Annotated in this window: 15 protein-coding genes; 10 read left to right on the top strand and 5 right to left on the bottom strand. The window is 70.6% G+C overall.

Annotated elements, in window-relative coordinates; all coding sequences use genetic code 11:
* Position 1 precedes the first annotated feature (1 nt).
* The 10 genes from uvrC to AOP78_RS06385 all read left to right on the top strand — a co-directional run bounded on the left by uvrC (position 2) and on the right by AOP78_RS06385 (position 9,045).
* On the top strand, positions 2 to 1,885 hold the full coding sequence (gene uvrC, locus AOP78_RS06430; protein ID WP_062202372.1) for an excinuclease ABC subunit UvrC: 1,884 nt from the start codon (positions 2 to 4) through the stop codon (positions 1,883 to 1,885).
* Positions 1,882 to 2,799, top strand: a complete 918-nt coding sequence (gene rapZ / locus AOP78_RS06425) for an RNase adapter RapZ (protein ID WP_062202371.1) — start codon at positions 1,882 to 1,884, stop codon at positions 2,797 to 2,799. The genes uvrC and rapZ overlap by 4 nt, the downstream gene beginning before the upstream one ends.
* Positions 2,783 to 3,751 carry a gluconeogenesis factor YvcK family protein gene (locus AOP78_RS06420; RefSeq protein WP_062202370.1) on the top strand — a complete coding sequence of 323 codons (969 nt, stop codon included), beginning with the start codon at positions 2,783 to 2,785 and terminating at the stop codon, positions 3,749 to 3,751. The genes rapZ and AOP78_RS06420 overlap by 17 nt, the downstream gene beginning before the upstream one ends.
* A gap of 20 nt (positions 3,752 to 3,771) precedes the next feature.
* Entirely contained in the window at positions 3,772 to 4,755 is a 984-nt protein-coding gene (gene whiA, locus AOP78_RS06415) for a DNA-binding protein WhiA (protein ID WP_062202369.1), read from the top strand.
* Between the two features lie 174 nt (positions 4,756 to 4,929).
* Positions 4,930 to 5,934 (top strand): type I glyceraldehyde-3-phosphate dehydrogenase, encoded by a 1,005-nt coding sequence (gene gap, locus AOP78_RS06410; RefSeq protein ID WP_062202368.1) that lies wholly within the window; start codon positions 4,930 to 4,932, stop codon positions 5,932 to 5,934.
* A gap of 107 nt (positions 5,935 to 6,041) precedes the next feature.
* Entirely contained in the window at positions 6,042 to 7,232 is a 1,191-nt protein-coding gene (locus AOP78_RS06405) for a phosphoglycerate kinase (protein WP_062202367.1), read from the top strand.
* Positions 7,233 to 7,235: 3 nt separating this feature from the next.
* Positions 7,236 to 8,024, top strand: coding sequence for a triose-phosphate isomerase (gene tpiA, locus AOP78_RS06400; protein ID WP_062202366.1), 789 nt, complete (start codon positions 7,236 to 7,238; stop codon positions 8,022 to 8,024).
* Between the two features lie 89 nt (positions 8,025 to 8,113).
* Positions 8,114 to 8,359, top strand: coding sequence for a preprotein translocase subunit SecG (gene secG / locus AOP78_RS06395; RefSeq protein WP_062202365.1), 246 nt, complete (start codon positions 8,114 to 8,116; stop codon positions 8,357 to 8,359).
* A 30-nt stretch (positions 8,360 to 8,389) separates the two neighbouring features.
* Positions 8,390 to 8,764, top strand: a complete 375-nt coding sequence (locus AOP78_RS06390; RefSeq protein ID WP_083979872.1) for an RNA polymerase-binding protein RbpA — start codon at positions 8,390 to 8,392, stop codon at positions 8,762 to 8,764.
* Positions 8,764 to 9,045: a SelT/SelW/SelH family protein gene (locus AOP78_RS06385; protein WP_062202363.1), complete on the top strand. Its 282-nt coding sequence runs from the start codon at positions 8,764 to 8,766 to the stop codon at positions 9,043 to 9,045. The genes AOP78_RS06390 and AOP78_RS06385 overlap by 1 nt, the downstream gene beginning before the upstream one ends.
* A 335-nt stretch (positions 9,046 to 9,380) precedes the next feature.
* Here the strand turns inward: AOP78_RS06385 and pgl are convergent, their stop codons facing one another.
* The 5 genes from pgl to tkt are packed head-to-tail and all read right to left on the bottom strand — an operon-like array spanning position 9,381 to position 16,205.
* Positions 9,381 to 10,097 carry a 6-phosphogluconolactonase gene (pgl, locus tag AOP78_RS06380; RefSeq protein ID WP_062202362.1) on the bottom strand — a complete coding sequence of 239 codons (717 nt, stop codon included), beginning with the start codon at positions 10,095 to 10,097 and terminating at the stop codon, positions 9,381 to 9,383.
* A complete protein-coding gene (locus tag AOP78_RS06375) occupies positions 10,094 to 11,002 on the bottom strand; it encodes a glucose-6-phosphate dehydrogenase assembly protein OpcA (RefSeq protein ID WP_062202361.1) in 909 nt (302 codons plus the stop codon). Before AOP78_RS06375 ends, pgl begins: the two co-directional genes overlap by 4 nt.
* Positions 10,999 to 12,513, bottom strand: coding sequence for a glucose-6-phosphate dehydrogenase (zwf, locus tag AOP78_RS15000; protein WP_062202360.1), 1,515 nt, complete (start codon positions 12,511 to 12,513; stop codon positions 10,999 to 11,001). The genes AOP78_RS06375 and zwf overlap by 4 nt, the downstream gene beginning before the upstream one ends.
* A 6-nt stretch (positions 12,514 to 12,519) precedes the next feature.
* Positions 12,520 to 14,145: a phosphoglucose isomerase-related protein gene (locus AOP78_RS14995; RefSeq protein ID WP_236685307.1), complete on the bottom strand. Its 1,626-nt coding sequence runs from the start codon at positions 14,143 to 14,145 to the stop codon at positions 12,520 to 12,522.
* 2 nt (positions 14,146 to 14,147) lie between these two features.
* On the bottom strand, positions 14,148 to 16,205 hold the full coding sequence (tkt, locus tag AOP78_RS06360) for a transketolase (protein WP_062202359.1): 2,058 nt from the start codon (positions 16,203 to 16,205) through the stop codon (positions 14,148 to 14,150).
* Positions 16,206 to 16,212 lie beyond the last annotated feature (7 nt).

The following is a 16,212-nucleotide window of genomic DNA, read 5'->3' as shown; positions in this document are numbered from 1 at the left end:
GGTGACGAACCCCGCCGACTACAGGCCCGCGACCGGGACCATCCCGGCGCGGCCGGGTGTGTACAGGTTCCGCGACCCGCACGGCCGCGTCGTCTATGTCGGGAAGGCGAAGAGCCTGCGCTCGCGCCTCCAGAACTACTTCCAACCGCTCGAGCGACTCCACCCGCGCACCCGCGCGATGGTGACCACCGCATCGTCCGTGGAATGGACGGTGGTGCGCAACGAGGTCGAGGCGCTGATCCTCGAGCACACGTGGATCAAGGAGTACGACCCGCGGTTCAACGTCGTGTTCCGCGACGACAAGTCGTATCCGTTCCTCGCCGTGACCATGAACGAGCAGTTCCCCCGGATGCAGGTCATGCGCGGAGACAGGCGCAAGGGTGTTCGCTACTTCGGGCCCTACGCGAAGGCGTGGGCGATCCGCGAGACGGTCGACACGCTGCTCACGGTGCTGCCGATGCGCACGTGCTCCACCGCGGTGTTCCGCAAGGCCGAGCGTCAGGGCCGTCCGTGCCTGCTCGGATACATCGACAAGTGCGCCGCGCCCTGCGTGGGCCGCGTGAGCGCCGACGAGCACCGCGACCTCGCCGAGCGGGTGTGCCAAGTGCTCGGCGGTGATGCGAAGCCGCTCATCCGCGACCTCACGAAGCAGATGGAGGACGCGGCCGCGCGAGAGGAGTTCGAGGTCGCCGCTCGCGCGCGTGACCGTCTCGAGGCGCTGCGCAGCGTCCTCGAGCGCAACGCGATCGTGCTGTCTCAGGGCACGGACGCGGACGTGTTCAGCCTCATCGATGAGGAGCTCGAGGCCTCGGCTCACGTGTTCCGCGTGCGCGACGGGCGCATCGCGGGGGAGCGGGGCTGGGTCGTCGACAAGCCCGAGCCGCTGAACTCGGCGCAGATGATCACGCAGCTCGTGCAGGAGGCGTACGCGTCGGTCGAGCCGGGGGACATCCCTCCCGAGGTGCTCGTCCCCGTCCTCCCCGACGACGCGGCGCCGCTCACCGACTGGCTCGCGGGGGTGCGCGGCGCGAAGGTCACGTTGCGTACCCCGGAGCGCGGCAAGAAGGCCGAGCTCGCCGCGACCGGGAAGCAGAACGCCCAGCAGGTGCTCGACCAGCATCGTCTCAAGCGGGCGTCGGACCTCACGAGCAGATCCCAGGCGCTGCAGGAGCTCCAGGAGGCGCTCGGCATGTCCGAGGCGCCGCTGCGCATCGAGTGCTACGACATCTCGCACACGCAGGGCACCAACATGGTCGGATCGATGGTCGTGTTCGAGGACGCGCTGCCCCGCAAGGCGGAGTACCGGCAGTTCATCGTGCGCGACGCGTCCGACGACACCGCGGCGATGGACGAGGTGCTCACGCGACGGTTCCAGCGGCTGCTCGAGCAGCGCGAGCTGCCGCCCGAGGAGCGCGAGTCGTCGAAGTTCGCGTACCCGCCCCAGCTCGTCGTCGTCGACGGCGGCCTTCCGCAGGTCGAGGCCGCTCGGCGCGTGCTCGAGCGGCTCGGGATCGACGATGTCGCGCTCGTCGGCCTCGCGAAGCGTCTCGAGGAGGTCTGGGTGCCGGGGGAGGAGTTCCCCGTGATCCTGCCGCGCGGCTCGGAGCCGCTCTACCTGCTGCAGCGAGTCAGGGACGAGGCGCACCGGTTCGCGATCACGGCGCACCGCAAGAAGCGGGGCAAGGCCATGAAGATGTCGGCGCTCGACGAGATCCCCGGCGTGGGTCCCTCCCGTGCGAAGGCGCTCGTGACGCACTTCGGGTCGGTCGCGCGGCTCAAGGAGGCGAGCATCGAGCAGATCGCCATGGTCCCCGGCGTCGGTCAGCAGCTCGCCTCGGCGATTCACGACGCCCTTCACGGCACGGGTGGCATGCTGGAGGCATGACGGACGACCCGGCGCCCGAGACCTACCCGTCGGGACTTCCCCGCCCCGATCTCACCGCGATGCACCCCGATTCGCACGTGCTCATCGTCACCGGGATGTCGGGTGCGGGTCGCACCCGAGCCGCCGCGGTGCTGAGCGATCTCGGCTGGTACGTGGTCGACAATCTGCCGCCGCAGATGCTCGGATCGCTCGTGGCGATGGTCGCGACGGATCCGTCGCGCAGGCTCGCGACCGTGGTCGACGTGCGCGGCGGCGGCTACTTCGCGGACCTCGTCTCCGTGGTCGACGACCTCGAGCATCGCGGGGTCGAGGTGCGACTGCTGTTCCTCGACGCCTCGGATGAGACGCTCGTGCACCGCTTCGAGGAGGCGCGTCGCCCGCATCCGCTCCAGGGCGATGCCACGATCCTCGAGGGGATCCAGCGCGAGCGCGAGGCCGTCGCGGCCGTGCGGGCGCGCGCGGACCTGATCATCGACACGTCGGCGCTCAACGTCCACCAGCTGCGCGACACCATCACCGACGAGTTCGCGGACGAGGCGCCCACGCTGCACGTCAACGTGGTGTCCTTCGGCTTCAAGAACGGCGCGCCCGTCGACGCCGACTACGTGGTGGATGTGCGCTTCCTGCGCAATCCCCACTGGGTACCGGAGCTGCGACCCCTGACGGGGCTGGACCCCGCCGTGAGGCGGCACGTGATGGAGTCCGACGGGGCCGAGGCGTTCGTCTCCGGCTATGCGGACGTGCTCGGGATCGCGCTCGCCGGCTACCGCGCGCACGACAAGCACTCGGTGACGATCGCGGTCGGCTGCACCGGGGGCAAGCATCGCTCCGTGGCCATGGCGGAGGAGCTGTCGACGCGCCTGCGCGCCCAGGGGCTCGAGGTGAGGACGACGCACCGTGACAAGGAGCGCTGACCCGGCCGGACCCCACGTCGTCGCGCTCGGCGGGGGACACGGCCTGTACACGTCCCTGACGGCGTTGCGCCGCGTCGCGGAGAGCATCACGGCGGTGGTCACCGTCGGGGACGACGGGGGATCGTCCGGTCGCCTGCGCGAGGAGATGGATGTCGTGCCGCCGGGGGACCTGCGGATGGCTCTCAGCGCGCTGTGCGAGGACACTCCCTGGGGCCTCACGTGGCGCGACGTGCTCCAGACCCGCTTCGACACGTCAGGACCGCTTGCCGGCCATGCGGTCGGCAACCTGCTCATCGCGGGCCTGTGGCAGCACACCGGCGACATCGTCGAGGGGCTCGACTGGGTCGCGCGGCTGCTGCGCGCTGAGGGTCGGGTGCTCCCCGTCGCCCTCGATCCGCTCGAGATCGTCGCGCAGGTCGAGTGCGACGGCGAGGTGCGCGAGGTCAGGGGCCAGGTCGCGGTGGCGACGGCCGAGGGGCGCGTGGTCGAGCTGCGCAACGAGCCGCGCGATCCGCGTGTGCCTGCCGCGACGCTCGAGGCCATCGCGGGTGCGGACGCCATCGTGCTCGGGCCCGGCAGCTGGTACACCTCGGTGATCCCGCACTTCCTGGTGGCACCGGTGTCCGACGCGCTGCATGCGGCGGCGCACCGCACGATCCTCACGCTCAACATCGGATACGAGGACGTCGAGACGATCGGCATGCGCCGCGCGGACGATGTGCGCGCGCTTCGGCGTGCCGCGCCCGGGTTCGTGCCGGGTGCGGTCGTGGTGGACGAGGCGCACGCCGCCGAGCCCGAGCTGCGTGACGAGCTCCGGTCCTGGGGCACGCATGTGGTGGCGAGACCCCTCCGGCTCGAAGGCAGCATCGACCGGCACGATCCCGCGCTGCTCGCCGACGCGCTGTCCCTCGCCGTGCGCATGACATCGCCAGGGTCGCATCGGGTCCCCTGAGGCATGGCACGATTGACCCCATGGCTCTGACGGCGAAGGTGAAGGACGAACTTGCACGCGTGCAGGTCGACAAGGTCTCGGCCCGCAAGGCGGAGGTGGCGACGACGCTGCGCTTCGCGGGCGGGCTGCACATCGTCTCCGGGCGGATCGTGATCGAGGCGGAGCTCGACACCGCGATCGGCGCGCGCCGGCTGCGTGCCTTCATCCAGGAGGTCCACAACCTCAACTCGGAGATCATCGTGGTATCGGGCGGGGCGCTGCGCAAGGGCAACCGCTACGTCGTCCGGGTCGTCAAGGACGGGGAGTCCCTCGCGAGGCAGACCGGGCTGCTCGACCACCGCGGTCGGCCCGTCCGTGGGCTTCCCCCGCACGTCGTGGGCGGCTCCGTCGATGACACGGTCGCCGCCTGGCGCGGCGCGTTCATCGCGCACGGGTCGCTCACCGAGCCAGGCCGTTCGGCCGCGCTCGAGGTGACGGCCCCCGGTCCCGAGGCGGCGCTCGCGCTCGTCGGCGCCGCTCGTCGCCTGGGCGTGACCGCGAAGTCCCGCGAGGTGCGCGGCGTGGACCGCGTGGTGATCCGCGACGGTGAGGCGATCGCGCAGATGCTCGCCCGCCTCGGCGCGCACGACGCGATGCTCGAGTGGGAGGAGAAGCGGACCCGGCGCGAGGTGCGCGGCACCGCGAACCGGCTCGCGAACTTCGATGACGCCAACCTTCGCCGGTCGGCGCAGGCCGCGGTCGCCGCATCGGCCCGCGTGGCTCGTGCGTTCGAGATCCTCGCCGACGACGTGCCCGAGCACCTGCGCGAGGCGGGCGAGCTGAGGCTCGCTCACCGGGACGCGTCGCTCGAGGAGCTGGGCCGGCTCGCCGACCCGCAGCTCACGAAGGACGCGGTCGCGGGTCGCATCCGCCGCCTGCTCGCGACGGCCGACAAGCGGGCTGAGGAGCTGGGCATCCCCGACACTGAGGCGGGCATCGGACCCGACCTCATCGAGGTTGACTGATCTGTCAACTTCCCTGCATTGCGTCGGGACCTTCGTCGCGCGGACGGGCTCCCGGAATGGTTGTAGGGTGGCATCAGTGACCCGCCGATGGGCGGTGTCATCTCGCACTACGTTGTGCGGCCCATCTGCTACCTAACGCGCCGAGCGACTCGGCGCGAGCCGAGGAGAGAAACTGTGACCATCAAGGTCGGTATCAACGGCTTCGGCCGTATCGGACGCAACTTCTTCCGGGCCGCTCTGGCCCAGGGCGCCGATATCGAGATCGTCGGGGTCAACGACCTCACGGACAACAAGACCCTCGCGCACCTGCTCAAGTACGACACCGTGCTGGGCAAGTTCCCCAAGGAGGTCACCTTCGACGACGACGCGATCTACGTCGACGGCGTCGCCATCAAGGCCCTCGCTGAGCGCGACCCCGCCAACCTTCCCTGGGCCGAGCTCGGTGCTGACATCGTCATCGAGTCGACCGGCTTCTTCACGGACGCCGAGAAGGCCAAGGCGCACATCGCCGCCGGTGCCAAGAAGGTCATCATCTCTGCGCCCGCGAAGAACGAGGACGCGACCTTCGTCGTGAACGTGAACCACACGGACTACGACCCGGCCGCGCACCACGTCATCTCGAACGCGTCCTGCACCACCAACTGCCTCGCGCCCGTCGCGAAGGCCCTCAACGACGCCATCGGCATCGAGAAGGGCCTCATGACCACTGTTCACGCCTACACGGGTGACCAGAACCTCCAGGACGGTCCCCACAAGGACCTGCGTCGTGCCCGCGCGGCCGCGCAGAACATCGTCCCCACCTCGACCGGTGCGGCCAAGGCCGTGGCCCTCGTGCTCCCCGAGCTCAAGGGCAAGCTGGACGGCTTCGCGATGCGCGTGCCGACCATCACCGGCTCCGCGACCGACCTCACCTTCGAGGCCGGCAAGGAGACCACCATCGAGGAGGTCAACGCCGCGGTCAAGGCTGTCGCCGAGGGCGCCATGGCGGGCACGCTGTCCTACGTCGAGGACGACATCGTCTCCTCGGACATCGTGGGCGACCCGCACCAGTCGATCTTCGACGCCAAGCTCACCAAGGTGAACGGCAACATGGTCAAGATCGTCTCGTGGTACGACAACGAGTGGGGCTACTCGACCTCGCTCGTCAAGCTGACCGAGTACGTCGGCGAGCGCCTCTAACGGCTCAACGCCTGAAGTGACTCACGGCGACGCCCGCGCACGCTCCGGCGTTCGCGGGCGTCGTCATGTCACGGCCACCACCCACACTCGAACCTCCAAGGACTGAGATGAAGACCATCGACACCCTCGGCGACCTCAGCGGCAAGAAGGTCCTGCTGCGCGCCGACCTCAACGTGCCGCTCGACGGCACCACGATCACCGACGACGGCCGCGTGCGCGCGTCCGTCCCCACCATCGAGAAGCTCCTGGGCGCCGGCGCCTCCGTCATCGTGATGGCGCACCTCGGCCGACCCAAGGGCGCCCCGGACCCCGCCTTCTCGCTGGCCCCCGCCGCCGCGCGCCTGTCGGAGCTGCTCGGCAAGCCCGTGACCCTCGCCGCCGACCTCGTCGGCGACGACGCCAAGGCGAAGGCCGCCGCGCTCGAGGCCGGCCAGGTCCTGATGCTCGAGAACGTCCGCTTCGACGCGCGCGAGACCTCGAAGGTCGACGAGGAGCGCCAGGCGCTCGCCGCCGAGCTCGCCGAGCTCGCAGACGTGTTCGTGTCGGACGGCTTCGGCGTCGTCCACCGCAAGCAGGCGTCGGTGTACGACGTCGCGAAGCTGCTGCCGGCCGCCGGCGGCCTGCTCGTGCAGAAGGAGGTCGAGTCGCTGAGCAAGGCCGTGACCGACCCCGAGCGTCCCTACGCCGTCGTCCTCGGCGGCTCGAAGGTGTCCGACAAGCTCGGCGTCATCGCGAACCTGCTGACCAAGGCCGACCGCCTCCTCATCGGTGGCGGCATGGTCTTCACGTTCCTCGCGGCCAAGGGCTACGGCGTGGGCAAGTCGCTCCTCGAGGCCGACCAGCTCGACACCGTCAAGGGCTACCTCAAGACGGCCGAGGAGAACGGCGTCGAGATCGTCCTGCCGACCGACATCGTCGCCGCCGAGGGCTTCGCCGCGGATGCCGCGCACGAGGTCGTCGCCGCGGACGCGATCCCCGCCGAGAGCATGGGCCTCGACATCGGCCCCGAGTCGGGCAAGCTGTTCGCGTCGAAGATCCTCGACGCCAAGACGATCGTCTGGAACGGCCCCATGGGCGTGTTCGAGTTCCCGGCCTTCGCCGAGGGCACCAAGGCCGTCGCTCAGGCGATGATCGACTCCGACGGCTTCTCGGTCGTCGGCGGTGGCGACTCCGCCGCCGCGGTCCGTCGACTCGGCTTCGACGAGGCCGGCTTCGGCCACATCTCGACGGGTGGCGGCGCCTCCCTCGAGCTGCTCGAGGGCAAGGTGCTCCCGGGCCTTGACGTCCTGGAGGGCTGAGACATGGCACGTACCCCGCTGATCGCAGGCAACTGGAAGCTCAACCTCGACCACCTCGAGGGCACCCACACGGTGCAGAAGCTCGCCTGGCTCCTCCGCGACGCCAAGCACGACTTCTCGGCCGTCGAGGTCGCCGTGCTGCCGTCGTTCACCTCGCTGCGCTCGGTGCAGACGCTCGTGGACGCCGACAAGCTGGACCTCAAGTACGGCGCGCAGGACATCTCGCAGCACGAGTCCGGCGCCTACACCGGCGAGGTCTCGGGCGCTCAGCTCGCGAAGCTCGGCGTGAGCTTCGTGGCCGTGGGCCACTCGGAGCGTCGCCAGTACCACGGTGAGACCGACGAGATCGTCGCGGCGAAGACGAAGGCGGCGTTCGCGCACGGCATCGTCCCGATCGTGTGCGTCGGTGAGGGCCTGGACATCCGCAAGGAGGGCCGTCAGGTCGAGTACACGCTCGCCCAGGTCGACGGTGCGCTCAAGGACCTTCCGGCCGAGCAGGCCAAGGACGTCGTCATCGCCTATGAGCCCGTGTGGGCCATCGGCACCGGTGAGGTCGCGACCCCTGCCGACGCGCAGGAGGTCTGCGGTGCGATCCGTGCGCGCCTCGCCGAGCTGTACGACGCCGAGCTCGCCGCCGGCGTGCGCGTGCTCTACGGCGGCTCCGTGAAGTCCTCGTCCATCGCTCAGCTCATGGCTGAGGAGGACGTCGACGGCGGTCTGGTCGGCGGCGCGAGCCTCGACCCGGAGGAGTTCTCCAAGATCGCTCGCTTCCAGGAGCACCAGGTCGGCTGACCCTACGTTCGACGGCGCGGCCCGGGGTTGTCCCGAGCCGCGCCGTCGTCGCGTAAACTTGACCCGACAAACGACGTCCTGGGAGTACCGTGGCAATTCTGGAAAACATCCTCTGGGTGTTGCTCGTCCTGCTGAGCATCGCGATCATCGGCCTGGTGCTCATGCACCGCGGACGCGGCGGCGGCATCACCGACATGTTCGGCGGCGGCATCGCCTCCGGCATCCAGTCCTCCTCGGTGGGCGAGCGCAACCTGTCCCGACTCACGTGGGGGGCCGCCATCTCATGGTTCCTCGTGATCGTGCTTCTTGGCCTCATCCAGCGCTTCGCGCTGTGACCTACCGATCCTGAGGGGGAAAGACACTCGATGGCTGGTGGAAACGCTATCCGTGGCTCGCGCGTCGGCGCGGGCCCCATGGGCGAGAACGAGCGCGGTGAGTCCGCGCCTCGCAAGACGGTCAGCTACTACTGCGCGAAGGGCCACGTCACGTCGCCCAGCTTCGCGCTGAGCGAGGAGCTCGAGGACCCGGAGATCCCGCTCGAGTGGGACTGCCCCCGCTGCGGGCTTCCGGGCGGCCTGGACCCGGACAACCCGCCGGAGCCCATGCGCAACGAGCCGTACAAGACGCACCTCGCGTACGTGAAGGAGCGTCGCTCGGACGAGGAGGGCGAGGCCCTGCTCAACGAGGCGCTCGCCGGCCTGCGCGAGCGCCGCGGCGACGCCGTCGCGGTCGCCGACTGATGCAGATCACGATCGAGTACTGCGTTCCGTGCGGCTACCTGCCGCGCGCGACGGAGGCTCAGACCCGGCTGCTCGAGGAGTTCGGCAACGCGCTCGAGGGCGTGACGCTGAAGACGGGCCGCAAGGGCGTCTTCACGTTCACCGCCGACGGCGAGGAGATCTACTCCAAGCCCGCTGAGTTCGACATCGACGCGATCGTCGCGACGGTGCGTGCCAAGCTCGGCCCGGCCGAGGGCGTGCAGCCCGAGGGCCGCGACCTGCTGATGGGCAAGCGGCACTGACCGCTTCCCCATGACGCTGCCCCGCTGATGCGATAAGCGCCCCCGCCACACGGCGGGGGCGCTTTCGCATGTTCGGGGCGGCCTCTGTGACGGCATGCGGCCCGTGCGGGGCGGGGCGCATGCGCCGATCGGGCCGCCGCGCGCGCTGGAGGGAACTGAGTGCAGGATCCGTGCCAAATCCAGCACTCAGTTCCCACTGGCGCGCGAAGGCCGAGACGAAGCCGTGGGTAGGGACGATGCGGATGTCGGGACGATGCGGGGGCTGGGCCGGGGGAGCAGCGGGGACGCGAAGGGCCCCGCCTTGCGGCGGGGCCCTTCGCGGCGCAGCGGACGGGTTAGATTCCCGTCGCCGCTGCGGCGTCGATCATCCACAGCGTCTCGTCCGTGCCCCGGGCGACGGCTCCGGGCAGCGACTCGTCGCCGTGGATGCAGGCCGCGACTTTCTCGGCCTTCTCGGCGCCGGCGGCGACGACCCAGACCCGCTTGGCGCGCTGGATGGTCTCGCGGGACAGCGTGACGCGCGTGGGCGGGGGCTTGGGGGAGTCGTGCACGGCGTAGGCCGAGGGGCCGCCGTCGGTGAAGCTCGCGTGCCCGGGGAAGAGCGACGCGACGTGCCCGTCGGGGCCGAGCCCCAGCATGAGCACGTCCCACGCGGGGTCGCCGGCGGCGGACATCTCGGCGCGATACGCCTCGGCGGCGTCCTCGGCGGTCGCGTGGTCCGACGAGGACCCCATCCGGTGGATGTTCTCCTCGGGAAGCGGCAGCGCACCGAGCATCGCCTCCTGCGCCTGGCCCTCGTTGCGGTCGCCGTCACCCGAGGCGACGAAGCGCTCGTCGCCCCACCAGACGTGAACCGAAGTCCAGTCGACATCGCCGGCGAGCGGTGACCGGGCCACCTCGACGAGCGTGCCGATGCCGACCGTCCCGCCCGTGACGACGACGTGCGCGACCGGCTGGGCGGCGAGGACGTCCTGGATGGTGACGAGCAGGCGCGAGGCCGCGGTGCGGGCGACCGCGTCGCGGTCGGGCATCACGAGGATCCTGCGGTTCATGATTGGCCTCCAAAGGCGGCGAGCGTCTCGCCGTAGACGGGGTCGTCGTCGAGCCTGCGCAGCTCCTCGGCGAGGCATTCGTCGAGAGTGCGGGCGGGCAGGGCGATGACATGGTCGGGCTGACCGGGCTGCGACAGGGTCGCATGGTGGCCGTCGGGGCGGCTGATGCCGATCTCGCCGGACGGCGTCTCGAGGACGATGTGCTGGAGCGCGGACACCGAGGCGTCGTAGGTCGCCTCGATCTCACAGCCGAGCACGTTCTTGAGCCACGCGCCGAGGAGCAGGATCGACGGGCTGTTCATGTCCCCGTGGATCCGAGCCTTGGTGACGACGGGCACCTTGACCTGCTCGAGCGCGGAGGCGAGCAGCGCGCGCCAACGGGTGAGCCGGGTCCACGCGAGATCGGTGTCGCCCTTGCGGTGGTCGTGCGCGAGGCAGCGCAGGACGAACTCGGGGTCCGCACTGCCCTTGGCGTCCGTGATGCGACGCTGGGCCATCTTGCCCAGGCCGGTCACGGAGCATTCCTGCGGCACGTCGGCCGGCCACCATGCGACGATCGGAGCGTCGGGCAGCAGGAGCGGCGTGATGAGCGTGTCGTCGTGGCCCACCTGCGCACCGGAGGGACGCAGCACGATCACCTCGGACGCGCCCGCGTCGCCGCCGACGCGGATCTCGGCGTCGAGGCGCGCCTCGACGCCTTGCTGGGGGGCGATGACGATGATGCGGCACGGGTGCTCGCGCGAGGCGACGTTGGCGGTCGCGATCGCGGCGTCGTGATCGGCGCCCTTGGCATCGATCACAAGTGTCATCACGCGCGCCAGGGTGATCACGCCGCCCTCGTGCTGCGACTGGACCAGTCGCTTCGCGATCGCGGACGTGGTGGTGTTCGGGAGCTCGATGATCACGGGCGCCTCCAGACTCTTCCGTCTCGTGCCATCATCTCGTCCGAGCTGGGCGGGCCCCAGGTTCCCGAGCGGTACGGCTCGGGCTGGCCCTGGGTGGTCCAGAACTCGGTGATCGGGTCGAGGATCTGCCAGGACAGCGCGACCTCCTCCTGGCGGGGGAACAGCGGCGGATCGCCCAGCAGGACGTCCAGGATGAGGCGCTCGTACGCCTCGGGCGAGGACTCCGTGAACGCGTTGCCGTACGCGAAGTCCATCGTGACGTCGCGCACCTCCATGGTGGACCCGGGGACCTTGGAGCCGAAGCGCAGCGTCACGCCCTCGTCGGGCTGCACGCGGATGACGAGGGCGTTGGTGCCGACGTCGCTGCCCTGGATGTGCTGGAAGTACGGTGAGGGCGCCTTCTTGAACACGAGCGCGATCTCGGTCACGCGTCGTCCCAGGCGCTTGCCCGCGCGCAGGTAGAACGGCGTGCCGTTCCAGCGACGGTTGGGCAGGCCGAGGCGGATCGCGGCGTAGGTCTCGGTGGTCGAGTCGGGGGAGATGCCGTCCTCGTCGAGGAAGCCACCCACCTGCTCGCCGCCGCGCCAGCCGGCGGCGTACTGACCGCGGGCGGTGCCGAGGCCGAGGTCCTCGGGCAGCTGCGCCGTGCGCAGCACCTTCTCCTTCTCGGTGCGCAGGTCGGCGGCCTCGAAGCTCGCGGGCTCCTCCATCGCGGTGAGAGCGAAGAGCTGGAGGAGGTGGTTCTGGATCACGTCGCGGGCGGTGCCGATGCCGTCGAAGTACCCGGCGCGCGAGCCGATGCCGATGTCCTCGGCCATCGTGATCTGCACGTGGTCGATGTACTGGGAGTTCCAGATCGGCTCGAAGAGCTGGTTCGCGAAGCGGATCGCGAGCAGGTTCTGGACCGTCTCCTTGCCCAGGTAGTGGTCGATGCGGAACACCGAGTCGGGCGGGAAGACCTCGGAGACCACCGCGTCGAGCCGCTCGGCGGACTCGAGATCGTGGCCGAAGGGCTTCTCGATCACGACGCGGCGCCAGGTGCCCTCCTTCGGGTCCGACAGGCCGGAGTCGCGCAGCTGCGTGACGACCTGGGGGAACGCGGACGGGGGGATCGACAGGTAGAAGGCGTGGTTGCCGCCGGTGCCGCGACGCTCGTCGAGGTCCTCGACGGTGCGACGAAGCTCGGCGAAGGCCTCGGGATCGTCGAAGGTGCCCTGGACGAAGCGGATGCCTTCGGACAGCTGGCGCCAGGTCTCATCGCTCCACGGCGTGCGCGCGTGCTCGCGCACAGAGTCGTAGACGACCTCGGCGAAGTCCTCCCGACCCCATTCACGGCGCGCGAATCCGGTCAGCGCGAATGCGGGCGGCAGCAGGCCGCGGTTGGCGAGGTCGTAGACCGCGGGCATGAGCTTCTTGCGGGCCAGGTCACCGGTCACGCCGAACATGACGAGGCCGCATGAGCCGGCGATGCGGGGGAGTCTGCGATCCCGGGGATCACGCAGAGGATTCACTCGAGGTCATCCCTCCAGTAGGGCCGCCACGCGGGCGACCTGCGAACGATGGGTGAGGTGAAGCCGCAGCACCGGACGGCCGATGGCCTCGAGTGCGTGGGCGTCGCCCTCGGCCTGCGCTCGGGTGAGCGTGCCGAAGGTGTAAGGCAGGCCCGGGATCTCCAGGTCCTCCTCGAAGTCTGCGGTGAGCAGCAGGAACACTCCCGTGCGGGGCCCGCCCTTGTGGAGCTGGCCGGACGAGTGCAGGTAGCGGGGGCCCCAGCCGAACGTGACGGGGCGGGAGAGGCGCTGGGCGAGCGGACGCCGCGAGTGCGGCAGTCCGTTGCCGCTGTCGCGGTCCAGGTACGCGAGGACCGCGAGATAGCCGTCGGCTCCCACGCAGTCCTCGAGCCGGGTCAGCGCGTCCGCGACCGTGTCCACGCCATCGAGGAGCGTCGCGCTGCCTCGGACCTCGATGGCGTCGTCGACGAACGCGGGATCGCCGTGGGGGGCGGGGGAGCCGAGCAGGTCTCGCGTCGCGGCCTTCGATGCCTCGAGGTCGGGCTCGTCGAAGGGGCTGACGCCGAGCAGGCGGCACGCGATCGTGACGGCGTGCTCCCACAGGAGCAGCTGCCCACCGAGCGTGCCTCCGACGGTGATCTCCGCGCCGGTGCCGTCGTCGTCAGCGGAGAGGGCGACGAGCCTGCAGTCGATGGCGTCCCCCTGGCGCAGGTCGGGAGCTGCGGGGGCGGCGACGACCGGAAGCACTCCCACGCCGTCCTTGCCGGTGGAGTCGGCCACGAGCTGCTCGACCCAGTCGGCGAGACCGACGAGACCCGAGCCGTGGTCGGAGACGACGAGGGTGGAGCGGGGACCCGCGAGGGCCGCCGCGAGGACGAGCGCGGGGTTGGCGAGGTCGTCCTCCTCGAGCGACGCGGCGACGGCCGCGGCCTCGTCGAGGACCTCGAGCACCGGGACCCCGGCGAGCGCTGCGGGGACCAGACCGAAGGCGGACAGGGCGGAGAACTTGCCACCGACGTGCGGATCGTCGAGGAACAGCGCGCGGTAGGGGACCGCGCGGGCCTTCGCCTCGAGCGGCGAGCCCGGGTCCGTCACGGCGACGATGCGCCGGCGGGGGTCGATCCCCTGCGCCCGGAACGCCTCTTCGACAGTCTCGCGCAGGGCCTCCGTCTCGACGGTCGCGCCGGACTTGGAGGAGACGACCACGACCGTGGCCGAGAGGTCGCCGCCGACGGCCTTCCTGACCTGTGCGGGAGCGGTCGAGTCGAGGGTCACGAGGGGCACGCCGTAGGTGGCGCAGATGACGTCGGGGGCGAGCGTCGAGCCGCCCATCCCGACGAGGACGACGCGCGTGACCCCCTCGCCGCGGAGATCCACGAAGAGCTCCTCGAGCGGTCCGAGGTGACGGCGCGCCGTCTCATGCAGGTCGGTCCAGCCGAGCTGGAGCCGAGCGTCGGCCTCGGCGCCCGCGCCCCACAGGGTGGGATCGCTGGCGCCGAGGCGCGACGCGACGCGTTCCTCGACCAGGGTGGGCGTCAGAGACGCCGCGGTCTCGGCGACATCGCCGCCGACGGTGACCGCGACATGAGCCTCATTGTCGACGCCGACCCAGGTGCTGAGGAATCGGGTCAACTTCAGGCCTCGAGAGACTCGCGTGCCTTGGCGGCGACGTTCTCCGCGGTGAAGCCGTACTTCTTGAGCAGGAGGCCGCCCGAGGCCGACTCGCCGAAGTGGTCGACGCCCACAACACGGCCGGCATCGCCGACGAGCTCGCGCCAGCCGAGCGAGGAGCCTGCCTCGACCGAGACGCGTGCCTTCACGGCCGCGGGCAGGACGGACTCCTGGTAGGCGGCGTCCTGACGCTCGAAGCGCTCACGCGACGGCATCGAGATGACGCGCGCCTTCACGCCGTCGGCCGCGAGAAGCTCGCGAGCGCCGACCGCGACCGAGACCTCGGAACCGGTGGCGATGAGCAGCACGTCGGCGTCCTCGTCGGCGCCGGCGAGGACGTACGCGCCCTTGTCGACGCCCTCGGCGGAGGTGCCCTCGAGGGTCGGGACGTTCTGACGGGTCAGGATGATCGCCGACGGGCGGTCGGTGGTCTCGAGGATCGCCTTCCACGCGTAGGCGGTCTCGTTGGCGTCCGCGGGGCGGAGCACGTCGAGGCCAGGGATCGCGCGCAGGGTCGCGACGTGCTCGATCGGCTGGTGCGTGGGGCCGTCCTCGCCGAGTCCGACGGAGTCGTGCGTCCACACGAAGGTCGTCGGGATCTGCATGAGGGCCGCGAGGCGGACCGAGGCGCGCATGTAGTCGGAGAACACGAGGAACGTGCCGCCGTACGTGCGGGTCAGGCCGTGGAGCGTGATGCCGTTGAGGATCGTGCCCATGCCGAACTCGCGGATGCCGAAGTGCAGCGTGCGTCCGTACCAGTCGCCGTTCGGCCACGAGTGCGTGGAGCGGTGCGGCGGGAGGAACGACGGCTCTCCGTCCATGGTGGTGTTGTTCGATCCGGCGAGGTCGGCCGAGCCGCCCCAGAGCTCGGGCAGCACGGGCGCGAGGGCGGTGAGCACCTTGCCGGACGCGGAGCGCGTCGCGACCGAGGTGCCGACCTCGAACTCGGGCAGCGCGTCGGTCCAGCCCTCGGGCAGGGCGCGGGTCTGCAGGCGCTCGAGAAGCGCGGCACGCTCGGGCTGCTCGGCCTCCCAGCGGGAGAAGCCGGCGTTCCACTCGGAGTGGGCCTGCTGGCCGCGCTCCTTGACGCCGCGCATGTGCGCGAGGACGTCGTCCTCGACGACGAAGCTGCTCTCGGGGTCGAAGCCGAGGACCTCCTTGAGGCCCGCGACCTCGGCGGCGCCGAGCGCGGAGCCGTGCACGCCGCCGGAGTTCTGCTTGGTGGGCGAGGGCCAGCCGATGATGGTGCTGAGGCGGATGATCGACGGCTTGCCGGTCTCGGACTTGGCGGCCTGGATCGCGTCGTACAGCGCGGCCGGGTCCTCCTTGTACTCGCCGTCGCCGAGCCACGACACGTGCTGGGTGTGCCAGCCGTACGCCTCGTAGCGCTTCAGGACGTCCTCGGTGAAGGAGATGTCGGTCTCGTGCTCGATCGAGATCTTGTTGTCGTCCCAGATGACGATGAGGTTGCCGAGCTCCTGCGTGCCGGCGAGCGAGCAGGCCTCGTGCGAGACGCCCTCCTGCAGGTCGCCGTCGCCCGCGATGACGTACACGAAGTGGTCGAACGGCGACGTGCCGGGCGCGGCGTCGGGGTCGAGCAGGCCGCGCTCCTTGCGGGCGGCCATCGCCATGCCGACGGACGATGCGATGCCCGAGCCGAGCGGGCCGGTGGTGATCTCCACGCCGTCGGTGTGGCCGTACTCCGGGTGGCCGGGGGTCTTGGAGCCCTCGGTGCGCAGCGACTTGAGGTCGTCGAGCGACAGCTCGTAGCCGGAGGCGAACAGCTGCAGGTACAGCGTCAGCGACGAGTGGCCGGCCGAGAGGACGAAGCGGTCGCGACCGATCCACGTCGAGTCGGCGGGGTCGTGGCGCATGACGTTCTGGAAGAGCAGGTATGCGGCGGGCGCCAGCGAGATCGCGGTGCCGGGGTGCCCGTTGCCCACCTTCTCGACAGAGTCGGCGGCGAGCACCCGGAGGGTGTCGACGGCGCGGTGGTCAGCGGCGGTCCAGTTGAGGCTCACAGAAACT

The sequence above is a fragment of the Demequina salsinemoris genome (assembly GCF_000974805.1).
In the GTDB taxonomy this organism is placed as follows: Bacteria; Actinomycetota; Actinomycetes; order Actinomycetales; family Demequinaceae; genus Demequina; species Demequina salsinemoris.
Note: the sequence above shows the minus strand (reverse complement) of the source record. Positions and strands in the feature narration are given on the sequence as shown.